The sequence below is a fragment of the Pseudoalteromonas sp. SaAl2 genome (assembly GCF_052947895.1).
In genome coordinates this window covers 62,845-79,320 of the sequence record NZ_CM129605.1, presented here as the reverse complement: position 1 = coordinate 79,320, position 16,476 = coordinate 62,845, and the positions used below count along the sequence as shown (strand labels likewise).

The following is a 16,476-nucleotide window of genomic DNA, read 5'->3' as shown; positions in this document are numbered from 1 at the left end:
CATGTTTGTCATGTTAATGTCATCTTCTTGTTCTATCTTTTAGTTAGCTTTAAATAAAGGAATAGAACATGAATGCTTGCACTGACTTGCCGCAAACAATAAATTATTTTGCCCCTGAACTTAGTTGGCTTTCATTTAACGACCGCGTATTACAAGAAGCAAAAGATAAAAACAATCCAATTATCGAACGAATGCGCTTTTTAGGGATATTTTCTAATAACTTAGACGAATTTTTTAGAGTAAGAGTTGCCGATGTAAAGCGCCGTATTCTGCTCAATAAACTGCCCGATACAAATTTTGATGAAGATGAAATTCTACTGACTCAAATCCAGCAAAAAGTGCTACAACTGGGTAAAAAGTTTAATCAAATACATCAGCAAATTTTAATTGATTTAAACGAACATAACATTCATGTCGGCCGCCCAGAAGAACTCAGTGAATTTCATATCAATTGGTTAAGAACATTCTTTTTCGACAACGTCTTACAGCATATTGCTCCTATAATGCTGGATGAAAATAAAGATTATTCTGATCATATCAACGACACTATGACTTACATATTCGTTGAAATGCTGGGTGATAAAAACCATTACGCCATGTTAGAAGTTCCCACCGATAGAGCTCCGCGTTTTGTGATCTTACCGCCAGAGAAAACCCGCAGACACAAAACAATAGTATTGCTTGATGACATTATTTTATTTTTTATCAACGACGTGTTCAGTAGCTTTTTTAGCTTTAACGAAATACAAGGTCACTCGATTAAACTAACTCGAGATGCCGAATACAACCTTGATGACGAACTCGAAGAAGGCATTCTAGATAAAATGTCAAAAGGCCTAAAGCAGCGTATATATGCAGAACCAGTACGCTTGGTCTATGACGAAGCTATGCCCGAATCTATGCTCAAAGTAATGAAGAAGCGTTTAGGTGTGACTCATCATGACGCCCTTATTCCTGGTGGGCGTTACCGTAACTTTAGAGATTTTATTGGCTTTCCAAACATTGGCAGGCAATATTTAGAAAACAAAAAATTGCCAGCATTACAAAGTAGCGCTTTTAACAATCACGCCAGCGTGTTTGATGCTATTAGCAAGCAAGACATACTCCTTTATTATCCGTACCACACTTTTAATCATTTATTGGAGTACGTGCGCCAAGCGGCATTTGATCCAAAAGTCACGCAAATTAAAGTAAACATTTATCGTGTTGCCAGTAAATCACGATTAATTTCATCATTAATTAATGCAGTTAAAAATGGTAAGAAAGTGACCGTCATGGTGGAGCTAAAAGCACGCTTTGATGAGCAAAACAATATTGAGTGGGCAAAGGTACTGAGTGCAGCAGGCATTAAGGTCATTTTTGGTATACCGGCATTAAAAGTACATAGTAAGTTATGTATTATACACCGCAGAGAAAAAGGCCAAATTGCAAAGTATGTACATGTTGGCACGGGTAACTTCCACGAGAAAACCGCAAAAATTTATACTGACTTTAGTTTGTTTACTAAACACACCGGCATTTGTGATGAAAGTGACAATGTATTCAAATTTATAGAAAGCAGCTATAAGCCCTTTGTATTTGAACACCTAATGATTTCGCCAGTGAATGCCCGCGAAGTACTTAAAAATTTAATTAACCAAGAAATAACGCACGTAGAAAATGCTCATAGCGGTAAAATCACCGTTAAGATAAATAACTTGGTTGATAAAGAGCTAGTCGATTGCTTGTACCTCGCGGCAAGAAAAGGTGTTAAAATTCGCATCATAGTACGCGGTATGTGCTCTTTAGTGCCAGGTATCAGCAACTTTAGCGATAATATTCGCGTGATAAGTATTGTCGATCGCTTTTTAGAGCATCCCCGGGTGATGATCTTTGGCAACAATGGCGAAGAGAAGGTCTATATTTCTTCTGCGGACTGGATGACTCGTAATTTAGATCATCGCGTCGAGGTGGGCGTGCCCATATATGACGAAAAATTAAAACAGCTGATCATTGATATAATTGAGCTACAATTTAAAGATCGCACTAAAGCGCGCATTATTGATAGCGAACAAAAGAACAACTACGTTAAACGTGGTAACCGTAAAAAAATTCGCTCGCAAATAGCGATTTATGATCACCTTAAAAAATGGGAATATAATTACAACAATGAATGATTATCCTTCAATTGCTGCCGTTGATTTAGGCTCAAATAGTTTTCACTTGGTGGTAGCAAGAGAAGTGGATGGCTCTTTGCAAATTCTCCATAAAGAAAAGCAACGAGTGTACTTAGCTGACGGTTTAGACGATAAATTTCAATTAAGCCAAGCCGCTACCGACAGAGCGTTAGCAGTATTAAAACAGTTTGCGACAACGTTACAAGACTTCCCAGAAAGTAATGTTAAAATTGCAGCAACTTATACCCTCAGACGGGCAAAAAACATTAACTCGTTCTTAACTCAAGCGAGCAAAGTGTTTCCATATCATATAGATGTTATATCAGGTCAAGAAGAGGCCCGTTTAATTTATCAAGGCGTTGCCCACTATATCCATCATGATGAAAACCGTTTAGTTATTGATATAGGTGGTGGAAGTACTGAACTTATAATCGGTAAAAACTTTAAGCATAAATTGTTAGCTAGTCGTAATATGGGATGTGTAAGCTATACCAAACAATTTTTTGCCGATGGCATAATCAGTGAAAAGCGCTTTAAAAAAGCACAAATAAAAGCAGAGCAAGAGCTTGAACTTATCTACGCTAACTACATTAGTGCAGGTTGGAAAGCGGTTGTTGGTACTTCAGGCACAATCAAGTCAATCCTAGCGATGATAAGTGCTAATGATCCAGAACAAAAAAATATCACTTTAGAGCGTTTACTAGAGCTAAAAACACAGTTTATAGCCGCTAAAACCATTGATAATTTACTTATGACAGGTTTAAGCCCTGAACGCCAAATAAGTATTTGCGGTGGTTTGGCTATATTAGTTGCTATTTTTGAATTATTTGCCATTAAAGAGATGGACTATAGTGACTTTTCGCTACGCGAAGGCCTACTTCATGAGATGCAACAAAAGCTGGCACTCAAAGATATACGCACTAATACTATAGCTAACTTAAGTGAAAGAAATGCCATAGATAAAGTACATGCTGGGCGAGTAGCCGTTACTGCTGATTGGCTATTTGAGCAAGTGCAAACTCAGTGGCAATTAGACTCTTTGGATAACCGCCAGTTGCTAGGTTGGGCAGCACAATTACATGAAATTGGTTTAAGTATTAACTCATCTGGCTTACACAAGCATAGTGCTTATGTTGTGCAAAATAGTCAACTTCCTGGCTTTACTCAGCAACAGCAAACCTTATTAAGTTGTATGATCCGCTTTTATCGCAAAAAAATCCGCCTAGAAGAGTTCCCTAATTTGCTGTCTGTGCCACATTTTAAAATATTGCAGCTTATAGTATTGCTTAGGTTGGCCGTTTTATTGAATCAAAAACGCTTGAGTGGTCAAAACCAAGAATTGGCAGTAACGGTAAAAGGCAACAGCATGTTACTCCAATTTCCAGTTGACTGGTTAGAAGAGCAAACTTTGCTTTTAGCTGATTTACAGCAAGAGCAACGCTATCTGAAAAAGGTTGGCTTTTTAATCGACTTTGTAGTAGGAAGTTTGGATAGCGTCACACTATCCAAACTCTTATAAACTTACATATCCATATGACGGTTAGAGCTTTGCATCATTTGTTTTACACCTTGTTGCTCAAGCTCTAATAATTGCTGTAGTTTTTCTTTACCGTGCTCTGTTTCTGCACGCGCTAGTAAATATTCATATAGGTCGATCACCTTTTGGTGCTGGCCTGATAAATAAGCTTGAATAACCTGCTCATCTACCTGCTTATCTTTATTTAAATCATTAAAAGTCAGTAACTCGGGATTTTCAGCAAAGTATTCATAGCAGTAAGTATCCAGTGTATTAATTTCTGTGATCGCTTTAAAACCAACAAGATCTTCCGCTAACTTTTTTTCGTACTTAAGATAGTACTCAACCAGCATTTTATTATGCTCATCTAAAATGTCTTTAACGCTATAAAAATTCGCGGCCATTTGAGTGTGAAATAAAACGGTCCAATCGTAAACTTGCTGTATTGTTTTAACTTGCATGTGCATTCCTTATTTACTAACGTTATTTATCGATACAATGCGTGATCTATGCCAAAACAAAAAGCCTTAGAAATCAAAGTTAAATAACGTTATCGTGTAACTTATAAACTATAAAGCAGTATAAGTTACACGCCTTAGGTAAAAGTTATAGACTATGAACTTATACCCCGCTTGCGCCATAGCAAATACACCGCGGGTAGTACGAGCAAGGTTAATACAATCGCGCTGAACATACCGCCGACCATCGGCGCGGCGATGCGGCTCATTACTTCACTGCCGGTGCCTGTGCCGTATAGCACGGGTAGTAAGCCGATAATAATAGTGGCGACTGTCATCATCACTGGGCGTACTCGCAGGCCTGCGCCTTCGACTATGGCTTGCTTTAGCTCGACATAGCTAAGCGTTGTACCTGCTTGCAGTGCTTGCGAACACTTTTCTTGGTAGGCTTGGTTTAAATACACTAGCATAATAACGCCGATTTCCACCGCAACCCCAGCAAGGGCAATAAAGCCGACACCCACGGCGACTGAGAAGTTAAAGCCTTCTAAGTACATGAGCCAGATACCACCTATCATTGCCAATGGTAGGGTTGCCATAATAATCGCCACTTCTACAAAGCTTCGAAAGTTGAGGTACAACAACACAATTATAATCGCTAAGGTCAGTGGTAATACATAGGCAAGCTTATCTTTAGCACGCTCCATGTATTCATATTGCCCAGCCCAGGTTATTGAATAGCCAGCTGGAAGCACTAGCTTTTCGTCAAGCACTTGGCGCGCATTGTCTACATAACTGCCAATATCAATGCCATCAATATCAATAAAGCTCCAACCGTTTAAACGAGCGTTTTCACTTTTGATCCCCGGTGGGCCATCTTCAATAAATACATCCGCCACATCGGCTAGCGCAATACGCTGCCCTGTTGGGGTTACGATTGGCAATAACATCAGCTCTTCTGGTGAATCGCGATAATCCTGCGGATAACGTAGGTTAACCGGGTAACGCTCTTGCCCTTCAACCGTTTCGGTTACATTCATACCGCCAATTGCAGTGGCAACCACTTGCTGCACATCGGCAATATTTAAGCTATAACGGGCGGCTTTTTCACGGTTGATATTCACCTTGATATAACGCCCACCCGCTACCCGCTCAGAGTAAACGGAAGCCGTGCCGGGCACATCTTTAAGTAACATTTCAATTTGTTGACCAATCTTTTGAATCTCACTCAAATTTGGCCCCGCGACTTTAATACCGACGGGGGTTTTAATCCCGGTTGCTAGCATATCAATCCGAGTTTTTATTGGCATTACCCATGCATTAGTCAGGCCTGGAAACTTCACTAAGCCATCGAGTTCTTTTTTCAACTTGTCTAAGGTCATGCCTGCACGCCATTGATCTTTTGGCTTGAGCTGAATAAAGGTCTCGATCATGGTCAGTGGTGCAGGATCGGTGGCGGTTTCTGCTCGCCCTACTTTACCAAACACGGTTAACACCTCTGGCACTGTGGCGATGAGCTTATCGGTTTGTTGTAAAATCTCTCGCGCTTTACCTATCGACAAACCTGGGTAAGTGGTCGGCATATACATTAAATCGCCTTCATCCAACGGCGGGATAAATTCACTGCCAATTTTATTCACCGGATAAAAACCAACAACCGTAACCACCACAGCCAGCACTAAAGTCATTTTAGGGAAGCGCAGAAAACCTGATTAAGTAAAGGTTTATATGCGTTGACTAGTAAACGGTTAACAGGGTTTTTCTGCTCTGAAATGACTTTGCCGCGAATAAAGTAGCCCATTAACACTGGCACTAAGGTAATTGCTAAACCTGCTGATGCCGCCATTGCATAGGTTTTAGTGTACGCCAGCGGAGCAAACATGCGACCCTCTTGCGCTTCTAAAATAAACACTGGCATAAAGCTCACGGTAATAATCAGCAAGCTAAAAAACAGCGCAGGGCCAACTTCACTGGCGGCATCGGTGACCACTTGCCAACGGTTTTCATCGGTTAGTGGTGTTTCTTCCATGTGTTTATGCATGTTTTCGATCATCACAATTGCGCCATCGGTCATCGCGCCAATGGCAATGGCAATGCCGCCAAGCGACATAATATTAGCGTTAATACCTTGCCAATACATGATGATAAACGCCGTTAAAATTCCCAGTGGTAAAGTAATGATTGCCACCAAGGATGAGCGCACATGAAACAAAAACACCACGCAGATAAGGGCCACTACGACTAGCTCTTCGAGTAATTTACTGGTGAGGTTATCTACGGCATTTTTAATTAAATTAGAGCGGTCATATACCGCCACTATTTCAACACCATCTGGTAGGCCTTTTTTTAATGATTCGAGCTTTGCTTTCACCCGTTCAATGGTTTTTTGCGCGTTTTCGCCAAAACGCATTACCACTACGCCACCTGCGACTTCACCTTCACCATTGAGTTCGGCAATGCCGCGGCGCATTTGTGGACCAAGACGAATATCAGCAACATCGCGCAATTGTAGTGGCGTGCCGTTGGCGTTAACGCCCAGTGGAATGGCCTCTAAATCAGCAACGCTTTTTATATAACCGGTGCTGGTTACCATGTATTCGGCTTCGGCCATTTCCACCACCGAGGCGCCCATTTCTTGGTTACCTTGTTTGATGGCGGTTTGAATTAAACTCAGCGGAATACCGTATGCGCGCAGTTTATCTGGCTCTACATTAACTTGATATTGCTTAACCATGCCGCCCACAGACGCAACCTCTGACACGCCAGGTACGGTTTGCAATTCAAACTTTAAAAACCAATCTTGCAAGCTGCGTAACTGGCTTATGTCGTGCTGATTGGTTTTATCCACCAGCGCGTATAAATAAATCCAACCAACACCGGTAGCATCGGGGCCAAGCTCTGCGGTTGCGCTATCGGGCAAGCGGCTAGCTACTTGGCTTAAATATTCTTGAACTCGGCTTCGTGCCCAATAAAGATCGGTGTTTTCATCAAAGATGACATACACGTAGGAGTCACCAAAAAATGAAAAACCGCGTACTGTTTGCGCACCTGGCACTGAGAGCATCGCAGTGGTGAGCGGGAAAGTAACTTGATCTTGCACTACTTGCGGCGCTTGGCCAGGATATGAGGTTTTTATAATCACCTGCACATCGGATAAATCCGGCAAGGCATCGACGGGGGTATTTTTTACCGCAAATACACCACCACCAATTACTATTGCGGTTATTAATAAGACAAAAAACCGATTAGTCACAGACCATCGTATAACTGCTGCTATCATAATGCCCCCTAGTGACCACTGTGTGATTGCATGTTTGATGCTGTATCAATGCGCTGGATAACAAATTCACCGTCTTGCACACTAAAAGTAAATGTCAGCTGTTGCTGCGTCTCAAGAGAGTTTAAATCAACATTCTCAGCAAACTTAAAGTCCATAGTTGCAGGACCAGGGTTCCACTTTGCAATTGCGCCGCGGCTAATATTGGCGACACGCGCCGCTTTATCTATGCTGTTGATTGTGCCTGTTACGGTCGCTGTATTAGCCGCATCAACCATCATATGAGTTGAATCCATAATGTGAATAGCGCTTATTATGTAGCTGTTATCAGCTTTTTTAGTCAGCTCAAAATGCAACGTTTGCCCTGCTTGTAAAGCCTGAAAATCAACGCCATCAGCAACTGTAAAATCCATTTTCATACTAGGCCAATCCAATTCCTTCATTGGTTCATGGCTAATATTCACCATACGATGGCCTGCCATGACACTATTCACCACACCTTTCCCCCACACGCTAGTGGTAGCTTCTGGTGTTTGCATACGCTTAAAATCAGAGCTTTTGCTGGATTCAGAATCTAATAAGAATTGCGCCGAGGTAACCACTTCATCATCGGCTTTAATACCCGCTAAAATAACCGCATTATGGCTATCACTGCGGCCAAGCTCTACCGCTACTGATTTAAAGCGCCCTTCACCTAACGCAACGACAACGCGGTCTTGAGAGCCGGTGCGGATCACTGCCTCTTTAGGAACTATAAGTTGTTGCTCAGCGGCTTTAGCATGAATGCTCACTTGTGCGAACATATTAGGTTTTAACTGGTGATCTTGATTATTAAAGCGCAAACGCACCCGTAGAGTACGGTTTTTGGCATCCAGTGTTGGGTAAATATAATCAACTTTGCCACGCCAGCTTTGCCCTGCGATATAATCAAGCGTCATGATAACGGGCAAACCAACTTCAACTAGCTGCGCTTGGCGTTCGAACACTTCGGCTTCAACCCATACTTCATCAAGTTGGCCAATACTCATCATCGAGGTGCCAGGCTTTACATAAAAACCTTCGCGCACGTTAAGCTCATCAACCACACCACTTTGGCGGGCGTAAAAAGTAATGTTTTGCATCACCTTTTTATTCGCCTGTAATCGCTCTACAAAACCGTCCGAGACATTTAATGCTTTTAAGCGCGCTTTAGCTGCACGAATTAGTACCGTATTATTACGATTAACCGCGAGTACAAACTCTTCCTGTGCATTCACTAATTGTGGTGAATATAAGGTATACAACGGTTCCCCTTCTGTAACTTGATCGCCAGCGGCTTTAACAAATAGCGTTTCTAACCAACCTTCTACACGCGGGTGAATATGCACCAGTTGATCTTGGTTATACTGTACATAGCCTACAGTGTTTACTTCACTTTGCAGTGCCTTGAGCTGCACTTTAGCGGTTCTGACACCCAAATTATTAACCACCGCAGGCGATATCGTCACCGCACCGGGACCATCTTGCTTGTTATCTTCGCCTTCTGCATACACAGGCACTAAATCCATACCCATTGGCGAAAGGCCTGGTTCATCACGGCGATAGTTGCTATCCATAGGTGCAACCCAGTACAAGGGCTGTTTTTTTGCACTTAGCGGTTCAGTTGTATCATCCATTAACGTGAAACCAAGCGCCGTAATGCCTGCCCCAAACAAGGTTGCAATCAGTAGTTTAAAATTAGTATTCATATTGCTCTCCCGTTATTAGCTCAGCCATCACAGCAGCATCTTTGCTACTGGCGTAATAATTCAGGCGAGCAATAATTATTTGTTGATCTATTTGGATATTCAGGGCGTCAATTTTGGCGTTCAACTCACTAATACGGGCGCGCATCACTTCAGAAAAATTACCATCATCGCGGGTATAAGCATTCAAGGTGGCTTGCGCTTGTTCGGCCATTTGTGGCAATAGTTTTGTTTGATACAGAACCTCACGTTGCTGTAGCCGCGCAAGCTGGCTAAACTCTTTAAAGTACATGCCTTTAAGCTTCTGCAATGCGATCAACTTCTCTGTTTTCACCGACTCGGCAATAGCAATGGCTGCATTAACCTGTTGGTCTTGGCGATTATCAGTAAACAAGGGTAAATCGATACTGATACCTACTGAAAACAAGTCGGCGCGAGACTCGCCCATTGGCGTATCGTCGCGATAGCCATAACCCATATTCACACCAAGTTGCGGTTTATAACCTTGTTTAGCCACGGCTACTTCGGTTTGTTTAGCAGTAATGCTTTGCTCTATGGCAACGATTGCTGGATGCGCCATTAATAACGGCATTAGCTGCTCAAATTTAAGCGCTGCAAAATCAACTAATGGCGCTATATCGCTACGCTGAGTGCTTACAGCTTGGCTCAACATGCTCATAGGTAACCATTGCGACATCCGTTTCTTGGCACTTTCAAACTGCTGTTCAAGCATCACGAGTTTGTCTTCAAGGCGAGTTAATTCTAACTGGGCACGAATAATATCTTGCTGGCGGGTTTTACCTACGGAGCTGGCATAACTAGATTCTGTAATATCAATTAATTGCGTGAACAGGGCTTTATCTTGCTCAATCAGTGCAATGCTCTGCTGTGCGCGATACGCATTAAGCCAAGATTCAATCACAATGGCTTTGATTTGTGCGAGGCGGTCAGAGCGTAACCACGGGTATTGCTGCGCCGATTGCGCTAATGCTTGCTGTTTGAGTTCAAGGCTATCGCCACGGCTAAACATTTGGCTTACGCCTACTTTTAGCTGGGTCATCCCCTCTTGATCAAAAGTAAAACCATCGGTCGGTAAATTCATCAGCCCTAAGGTTAATACCGGATCAGGTAATGTGCCTGCGGCTAAACTTTGCGCTTGCACCGCGGCTTGTTGGTATTTATTGGCAGTCAGCCAAGGTTCGTTATTCAGGGCATAATCAACTGCTTGCTCAAGACTAAGTTCATTACTGTGTGTTGAAGTTGCCGTTGTTAGCATAAGCGCTAATAAACTGGCTTTAAGTACTGCGAAGTGATTCATCACTTACTCCACTAAATATAAAAATTAAAAAATGATTAATTTAGAAGCAGTAATAGGCGATTATTAATAAGGTTTAGTAAATTTCAGACGCACCTATCCTGCAATTAGGCAGACATAGGAGGGCGATATAGTGAGCTGGCTATATAATGTTGACTTTGAGGGGGATAGAGTTGTACTTTTTCTGTACTGAGTAGCGTAACTGTAAATAGGTTACTCATACTCAGCATTGAGTGAGTACTACAAGCGCTCATTGGGCAAGCGCATTCTTGGGTGCTTGTTGCGTCATCGTCGCAGCAATCCATGTCCATCATAGCGCTCGACATGGCATGATGCATATCATCTGCAATTGGTTGCGACTGAGATTGACTCATATGAGGCATTTCGCACGACATAGTTACAGACGCAACAGCTTGACCCACTAAAGTGAGCAACAAGACTAGGGTCAATAAACTAAGGTAAATACGTTGCAAAAAAATGCCTTTTATAAATTAGGTTCTAGGTTCTAGGTTCTAGGTTCTAGGTTCTAGGTTCTAGGTTCTAGGTTCTAGGTTCTAGGTTCTAGGTTCTAGGTTCTAGCGAAGTTTATGATAACTATTTGGTTAACACAAACGTTTAACTATTTTTTGGCTCAACTTTAATTAAGCTACTCGCAGCAATGGCAAATAAACAATAGCCGGTAAAATACCAGAAACCTGCGCCGAATTCTGCGTGCATATTGATCAATTCGCCCATTTGACCATCTGCGTTACCGGCTAAGTACGATACGATCAACGCAATAACAAATACATCAACCATGCTCCACTTACTTAAGCCTTGTATTAGCTGACCAAGCATGTGCTTAATGTTATTCGCTGGTAAAAAAATATAGATCAGTTGCATCAATAATTTTAAAGTTGGGATCACTATTGAGAAAAATGCCACTAACACTGCAACTAAGTAGTTTTTATTATCAGCCAGTTCATTTACCGTGCCCCAAATACTACGCGTTTTTTGATAAGCACTAATTTCACCTTCCAATTTATCAAGCCCCAACATACTTGAGGCCATCATCAGCATGTTACGGGTATTACGATCCCCCTCGTCAGCAATCATCGCAATGCCCGTTTTAGCAAGTTGTGATTTATCAATTTTCCCCTCAAGGGTTAACACAGGCTGAGTAACACCTGGAATTAATAACGCTAAGGCAATTAAAATTGTGATAATGGGTAGTAATAAACGCATGAAGTATCTTAGGTAACTTTATTTATAGCCACGCTATCATACTCAAGTAACTATTCTTGTTCAATAATAGATGCTAACACCTCATCACCATACTGACGGGCGCTGTGCATGGCCTTGTAAACGACTTCAATCCCAGACGCTGGACGAATTGTTTCTAATAATTTTTCAGCTAAAGGCCAATTGTCTTCTTCTACACCGCGAGCTAACTGCAAAGTTGCACCCAGCATACCGTTAAAACTCAGCAAAGCACTGGAAAGTTCATCGCCTAAGCTAAACTCGCGGGCAATAACATCAAGTTCCATATCTAAAATGGCATCAAGCACCGACATCAAACCAACTAGGTAACCTTGCTCAGACAAGTCTTTGCCCCCGGGCTCTAGCATAAGCTGCATAAAATGAGCTCGAATTAGCCCTAGCTTAGTCAATTCTGTCGGTTTATCGACCCCCAATTCGCTCAGAGCAAGTACCCTGACGAATTGACGTATAGCATCTTCCCCCAAGTAAATCACTGCTTGCGAAATTGAGGTAATCACTAAGTTTTGACTCTTAGAACGAGCATTGACTAACTTAAGCACCCGTGCAGTTAGGCCTACATCTTTTGCAACTCTTTGATGCACTTCATCAAAATTTAAATCCGGTTGAGAGGTACTGCGTAAAAGATCAAAAACAGCAAGCTTAGAAGGCTCTACATTATGATACTTAAGCATTTCCGGACAAGCAAAAAGAAACCTTGGAAGTAATCACAGCCAGCAGCTTTTAACATTAAAAACTGTTCATGTGTTTCTATTCTTTCAACAATAATTTTAACATAGGGAAAACGTCGCTTAAGCCTTTTAAGCATCATGTTAGTTTTAATTAGTGGCTCTTCCACTTCGAGCTTAATATAATCAACAAGCTCTAGTAGAGGCTCCCACTTTTCATCGCCATCATAATCATCTAAGGCGAACCGATAACCATCTTGCTTTAATTCTTTAACACGTTTGGTTACTTTAGCTATGTTGTCTGCCCGCTCAACTATTTCTATCACCGCACTCCTTGGTTGTAAAAGTTTTGGAAAATCCTCTAAAAGAGCGTCAGTAGATAAATTAATAAATGCGCATTGATTAGCTGTTAATTTTTCAATCCCAATTAACATTAATGCGTTAAAAAATAATCGTCCTGTTGCTTGCCCATCAGTGGTACCGATGGGGAATACGTTACTCGCTGAGTCTCTGTATAAAAGTTCATATGCAAAGATCCCTTTTTCCATATTAAAAATGGGCTGGCGCGCAATATATTGAGTTACCATAGTTGGTGCTGTTTTTGTTATTTTAGTGTTTGACATTTTTATTCCTGCTAATAATTTTAGTTGCAAGGAGTAACTAAATTATTATTCTATGTCCATTCAGTATAGTGAATTTTTGAACGCTTGCACCAACTTAAAATTTGCCAAAAATAGAAATCTAAACAACACTGAAAGGTCAATTAAAAGATAAATACACTCTAATAACTTTAGCGGTATAAATTAGCAATTAAACTAATTGACCATAAATATTGTCATTAGAGTAAGGAGCTTTCAATTAAGTTTTACTTTCTAATAGCCTGCTGCTTGTTTTGCAAGTCTTTATTAGCAGGCGAATCTGTAACGCTAAAATATAACTTAACTGGCTCTGGAAACTACTTTCCTTATTACACAGGTGACTCTGACTTACCTGGAATCTTTCCTGAAATAGTACAACAAATCCTAAACACCGCTAATATTCAGGGAGAACATGTTGTCTTACCTGCAAAGCGAACGGTAAAATCACTGATCACTGGCAAAATTGATTTTGATATAATTAGTACCGCTTGGTTATCAAAACAAGAAAGAGATAATCCACTTTTTGTCTATTCTGATCCACTTTTTCAAATGTCTGAGTATTTAGTGTCTTTACCTAAGCACACCCAAAAATGGCAAAATTTAGCCGCAATAAATGGTAAAAACGTAGGTACAGTAATGGGTTATTACTATTATGATGATAATGAATTTTCTCGCGTGGACTTCCCTTCTGAAAAAGAGTTGCTACAAGCATTACAACGCAAGCGAGTCGAAGTGATTATTATCAGTGAGCTATCAGCTTTATATTGGTCAAAAGAGTTAGGAGTGCAGGTGGCTCTTGGTGCTGGCCATTCCAACGGTTTTTTACGCATACGTATTTTACGTAGATATCGCCACCTACTTCCAAAAATTAACCGAGCTATCAAACAGCTGCATCAAGATGACAGCATTACTAATATTGAACAAAAATATCTTGGCATAATTAACAAAATACCCACACTTTAAACAAGGGCATATTCTCATCAACGCTCTAGTTAGGTATAATGCCCACTTCCCCTTAGCTAAAGACTAAAAGAGCCTCAAGATATGAGCATTGAAAAAGCCCTAATAGAACGCAGTAATAATCAATGTGAGCTGTGTAGTGCAACCGAAAACCTATCTGTATATGAAGTACCACCTGTTATTGAAGCTCATTCAGATAAATGTATTTATACCTGTCAGACCTGTAAAGAACAAATTGAAAACTCAGCTGATTTAACACCCAACCACTGGCATTGTCTAAATGACAGTATGTGGAGCCAAACACCAGCTGTTCAAGTTGTTGCTTACAGAATGTTAACTCGCCTAGCGCCAGATAATGGTTGGGCGCAGGATGCGCTAGATATGATTTATCTTGAAGAAGACACTCTTGCTTGGGCACAAAAAGCATTAGCTGAAGATGATGATATTAAACATGTCGATAGTAACGGAGTTGTACTTCAAGCTGGCGATACTGTAACACTCATCAAAGATCTTGATGTGAAAGGAAGCAGCTTAGTTGCAAAGCGCGGTACTGCAGTACGTAATATCGGTTTAACCAGCAATCCTGAGCATATTGAAGGACGCGTAGACGGTCAGCGCATTGTAATTTTGACTAAATATGTAAAGAAATAGACCTAATAAAATTTTTTATTATTAATGGGCTGCTAGCCCATTTTTTTTGAATTAAGCTAATATTAAGCACCAAAGGAATATATTTAGTCGCATTTGTCGCAATACAGTGCTGCAAACTTTAGCTCATTCAAGGAAATTTTATGTCATTAGAAAAATCATCATTTGGCTGTACTGCTTTATTAACCGCTAGTATTGCTCTATCAGGTTGTACTCAAGAGCAAACATCCGATAATACAACAGAGCAAAAAACAATAGCGACTCTCAATACCCAAGTCATCTATTTAGACCGAAGTATGTTACGCCCAGGCTCTATACTTACCGTTGAGCTTTCTGATGTATCTAAAATGGATGTCAAAGCAGATGTCATTAGCGAGCAAACCATAGAGCTCAATGGGGGGCCTCCGTATGATGTGTCGCTACAATATGAGCAGTCGAAAATTAAACAAGGCCATCGTTATAGTGTTAGTGCACGCATCGAGAATCAAGGCCAACTGCTTTACATTAGCACAACCAATAATGACCCTTTTACAGAGCAGCAAACAGATAAACCTTATGAAGTAACCGTGTCAAAGGTCCCTGCAACAAAGCCAGACGTAACCCTGACAAACACTTACTGGAAAGCAGTAAGTTTCAACGGTGAAGCTATTGAGGTAAAAACTAAAGAGCCTTTTATTCAATTTAAAGCCGATGGCACAACACATGGTCTTTTAGGGTGTAATAACTTTACTGGCAGCTACGAAATCAGCGAACAGGCACTTACTTTTAAGCCACTAGCAAGTACACAAAAAATGTGTATTGAGCAAATGGATGTCGAAACCACTATGTCTACTGTACTGAGCACGGCAACTGAGTTTGCTATCAATGGTGAGACGCTCAAAATTAAAGATGCAGCAGGTGAAGTCACTGCTACATTCCAAGCTGTTTATTTTAATTAATAAGATGCACATACAGAAAGCGCCCAAGTAAAGTTGGGCGCTTTTAAAGAGTACAAAATTTCTAGCTATTCTTCTACTAACTGTTCGCTGCGATAAAAGCCGCTGGCATCACTTAATAAGCCCACTAATTCAGGCAATACAGCATCCATGGTTTGTTTTAATTTCCAAGGCGGGTTAATAACAATCATGCCTGAGGCTGTCATACCATGTACGTCAGTATCTGCTTTTGTAGCAAGCTCAAACAATTGAACATTACGCATTCCAGAGGCAATTAACCCCTCTTCCATGCGGTCAATACGCTCTCGTTCAACGACTGGATACCAAATCATATAAGTACCCGTAGCAAAGCGCTGATAAGCTTTAGTTAGCGTTTTAACCACAATTTCATAATCGTCTTTAATCTCATAAGGTGGGTCAATCAATACACATGCACGTCGTGACGCTGGAGGTAATAAACCTATTAATCCAGCAAATCCGTTTTCGCCACGCACACGAATTGAGCGCTTACCCTGCATATTTTCTTCAAGTAACAGGAGATCTCTTGGGTGTAACTCAAAAAACCAGCCTTTATCTTGACGACGCAAGTAATGCTCAGCTATTTTTGGGGAACCTGGATAAAAAGCAAGCTCGCCTTGTTCATTGAAAGACTTAATCAATGCTATGTAGTCATTTAAAGATTCGTGAACACTAGTATGTTGATAAAGCTTTGCTATGCCATCTTGAAATTCTTGCGTTTTTTGCGCATCAGCAGAAGCTAACTCAAAAAAGCCCGCGCCTGAATGAGTGTCGATATAATCAAGTGGCTTATCTTTAATTGTTTGATAACTTAACACCTGTGCTAGCACTAAGTGTTTAAGTACATCCGCTGGATTTCCGGCATGAAATGAGTGTCTGTAACTGAGCATAATTTTAGTTTCGCTA

11 protein-coding genes and 2 pseudogenes are annotated in these 16,476 nt (G+C 41.0%); 5 read left to right on the top strand and 8 right to left on the bottom strand.

The window, feature by feature from the left end:
* Positions 1–68 precede the first annotated feature (68 nt).
* Entirely contained in the window at positions 69–2,156 is a 2,088-nt protein-coding gene (gene ppk1 / locus ACU8V8_RS00385; protein WP_446888442.1) for a polyphosphate kinase 1, read from the top strand.
* Complete coding sequence (locus ACU8V8_RS00380) at positions 2,149–3,675, top strand: Ppx/GppA phosphatase family protein (protein ID WP_446888441.1); 1,527 nt, start codon at positions 2,149–2,151, stop codon at positions 3,673–3,675. The genes ppk1 and ACU8V8_RS00380 overlap by 8 nt, the downstream gene beginning before the upstream one ends.
* Positions 3,676–3,677: 2 nt before the next feature.
* Here ACU8V8_RS00380 and ACU8V8_RS00375 read toward each other — a convergent pair whose 3' ends face one another.
* The 7 genes and pseudogenes from ACU8V8_RS00375 to ACU8V8_RS00345 all read right to left on the bottom strand — a co-directional run bounded on the left by ACU8V8_RS00375 (position 3,678) and on the right by ACU8V8_RS00345 (position 12,994).
* The gene (locus tag ACU8V8_RS00375) at positions 3,678–4,133 is read right to left on the bottom strand and encodes a hypothetical protein (protein WP_087533361.1); all 456 of its coding nucleotides are present in this window, start codon (positions 4,131–4,133) and stop codon (positions 3,678–3,680) included.
* A gap of 152 nt (positions 4,134–4,285) precedes the next feature.
* Positions 4,286–7,410: pseudogene (locus ACU8V8_RS00370) on the bottom strand (efflux RND transporter permease subunit).
* 8 nt (positions 7,411–7,418) lie between these two features.
* On the bottom strand, positions 7,419–9,134 hold the full coding sequence (locus ACU8V8_RS00365) for an efflux RND transporter periplasmic adaptor subunit (protein ID WP_446888440.1): 1,716 nt from the start codon (positions 9,132–9,134) through the stop codon (positions 7,419–7,421).
* The gene (locus ACU8V8_RS00360) at positions 9,124–10,449 is read right to left on the bottom strand and encodes a TolC family protein (RefSeq protein ID WP_446888439.1); all 1,326 of its coding nucleotides are present in this window, start codon (positions 10,447–10,449) and stop codon (positions 9,124–9,126) included. The genes ACU8V8_RS00365 and ACU8V8_RS00360 overlap by 11 nt, the downstream gene beginning before the upstream one ends.
* Positions 10,450–10,553: 104 nt before the next feature.
* On the bottom strand, positions 10,554–10,919 hold the full coding sequence (locus tag ACU8V8_RS00355; RefSeq protein WP_446888438.1) for a hypothetical protein: 366 nt from the start codon (positions 10,917–10,919) through the stop codon (positions 10,554–10,556).
* A 142-nt stretch (positions 10,920–11,061) separates the two neighbouring features.
* Entirely contained in the window at positions 11,062–11,670 is a 609-nt protein-coding gene (locus tag ACU8V8_RS00350) for a paraquat-inducible protein A (protein ID WP_446888437.1), read from the bottom strand.
* A 50-nt stretch (positions 11,671–11,720) separates the two neighbouring features.
* Positions 11,721–12,994: pseudogene (locus tag ACU8V8_RS00345) on the bottom strand (EAL and HDOD domain-containing protein).
* 264 nt (positions 12,995–13,258) lie between these two features.
* Between ACU8V8_RS00345 and ACU8V8_RS00340 the strand changes: the two are divergent.
* The 3 genes from ACU8V8_RS00340 (at position 13,259) to ACU8V8_RS00330 (ending at position 15,555) form a co-directional block, all read left to right on the top strand.
* Complete coding sequence (locus tag ACU8V8_RS00340) at positions 13,259–13,972, top strand: substrate-binding periplasmic protein (RefSeq protein WP_446888436.1); 714 nt, start codon at positions 13,259–13,261, stop codon at positions 13,970–13,972.
* A gap of 81 nt (positions 13,973–14,053) precedes the next feature.
* Entirely contained in the window at positions 14,054–14,620 is a 567-nt protein-coding gene (locus tag ACU8V8_RS00335; protein WP_446888435.1) for a PhnA domain-containing protein, read from the top strand.
* A 140-nt stretch (positions 14,621–14,760) separates the two neighbouring features.
* A complete protein-coding gene (locus ACU8V8_RS00330; RefSeq protein ID WP_446888434.1) occupies positions 14,761–15,555 on the top strand; it encodes an META domain-containing protein in 795 nt (264 codons plus the stop codon).
* Positions 15,556–15,620: 65 nt separating this feature from the next.
* Here the strand turns inward: ACU8V8_RS00330 and ACU8V8_RS00325 are convergent, their stop codons facing one another.
* Positions 15,621–16,460: a 23S rRNA (adenine(2030)-N(6))-methyltransferase RlmJ gene (locus tag ACU8V8_RS00325; protein WP_446888433.1), complete on the bottom strand. Its 840-nt coding sequence runs from the start codon at positions 16,458–16,460 to the stop codon at positions 15,621–15,623.
* Positions 16,461–16,476 lie beyond the last annotated feature (16 nt).

Bases quoted from the DNA above. Each gene is read 5' to 3' on its own strand.
- ppk1 (WP_446888442.1), top strand. From the start codon at position 69: ATGAATGCTTGCACTGACTTGCCGCAAACAATAAATTATTTTGCCCCT.
- ACU8V8_RS00380 (WP_446888441.1), top strand. From the start codon at position 2,149: ATGAATGATTATCCTTCAATTGCTGCCGTTGATTTAGGCTCAAATAGT.
- ACU8V8_RS00375 (WP_087533361.1), bottom strand. From the start codon at position 4,133: ATGCAAGTTAAAACAATACAGCAAGTTTACGATTGGACCGTTTTATTT.
- ACU8V8_RS00365 (WP_446888440.1), bottom strand. From the start codon at position 9,134: ATGAATACTAATTTTAAACTACTGATTGCAACCTTGTTTGGGGCAGGC.
- ACU8V8_RS00360 (WP_446888439.1), bottom strand. From the start codon at position 10,449: ATGAATCACTTCGCAGTACTTAAAGCCAGTTTATTAGCGCTTATGCTA.
- ACU8V8_RS00350 (WP_446888437.1), bottom strand. From the start codon at position 11,670: ATGCGTTTATTACTACCCATTATCACAATTTTAATTGCCTTAGCGTTA.
- ACU8V8_RS00335 (WP_446888435.1), top strand. From the start codon at position 14,054: ATGAGCATTGAAAAAGCCCTAATAGAACGCAGTAATAATCAATGTGAG.
- ACU8V8_RS00330 (WP_446888434.1), top strand. From the start codon at position 14,761: ATGTCATTAGAAAAATCATCATTTGGCTGTACTGCTTTATTAACCGCT.
- ACU8V8_RS00325 (WP_446888433.1), bottom strand. From the start codon at position 16,460: ATGCTCAGTTACAGACACTCATTTCATGCCGGAAATCCAGCGGATGTA.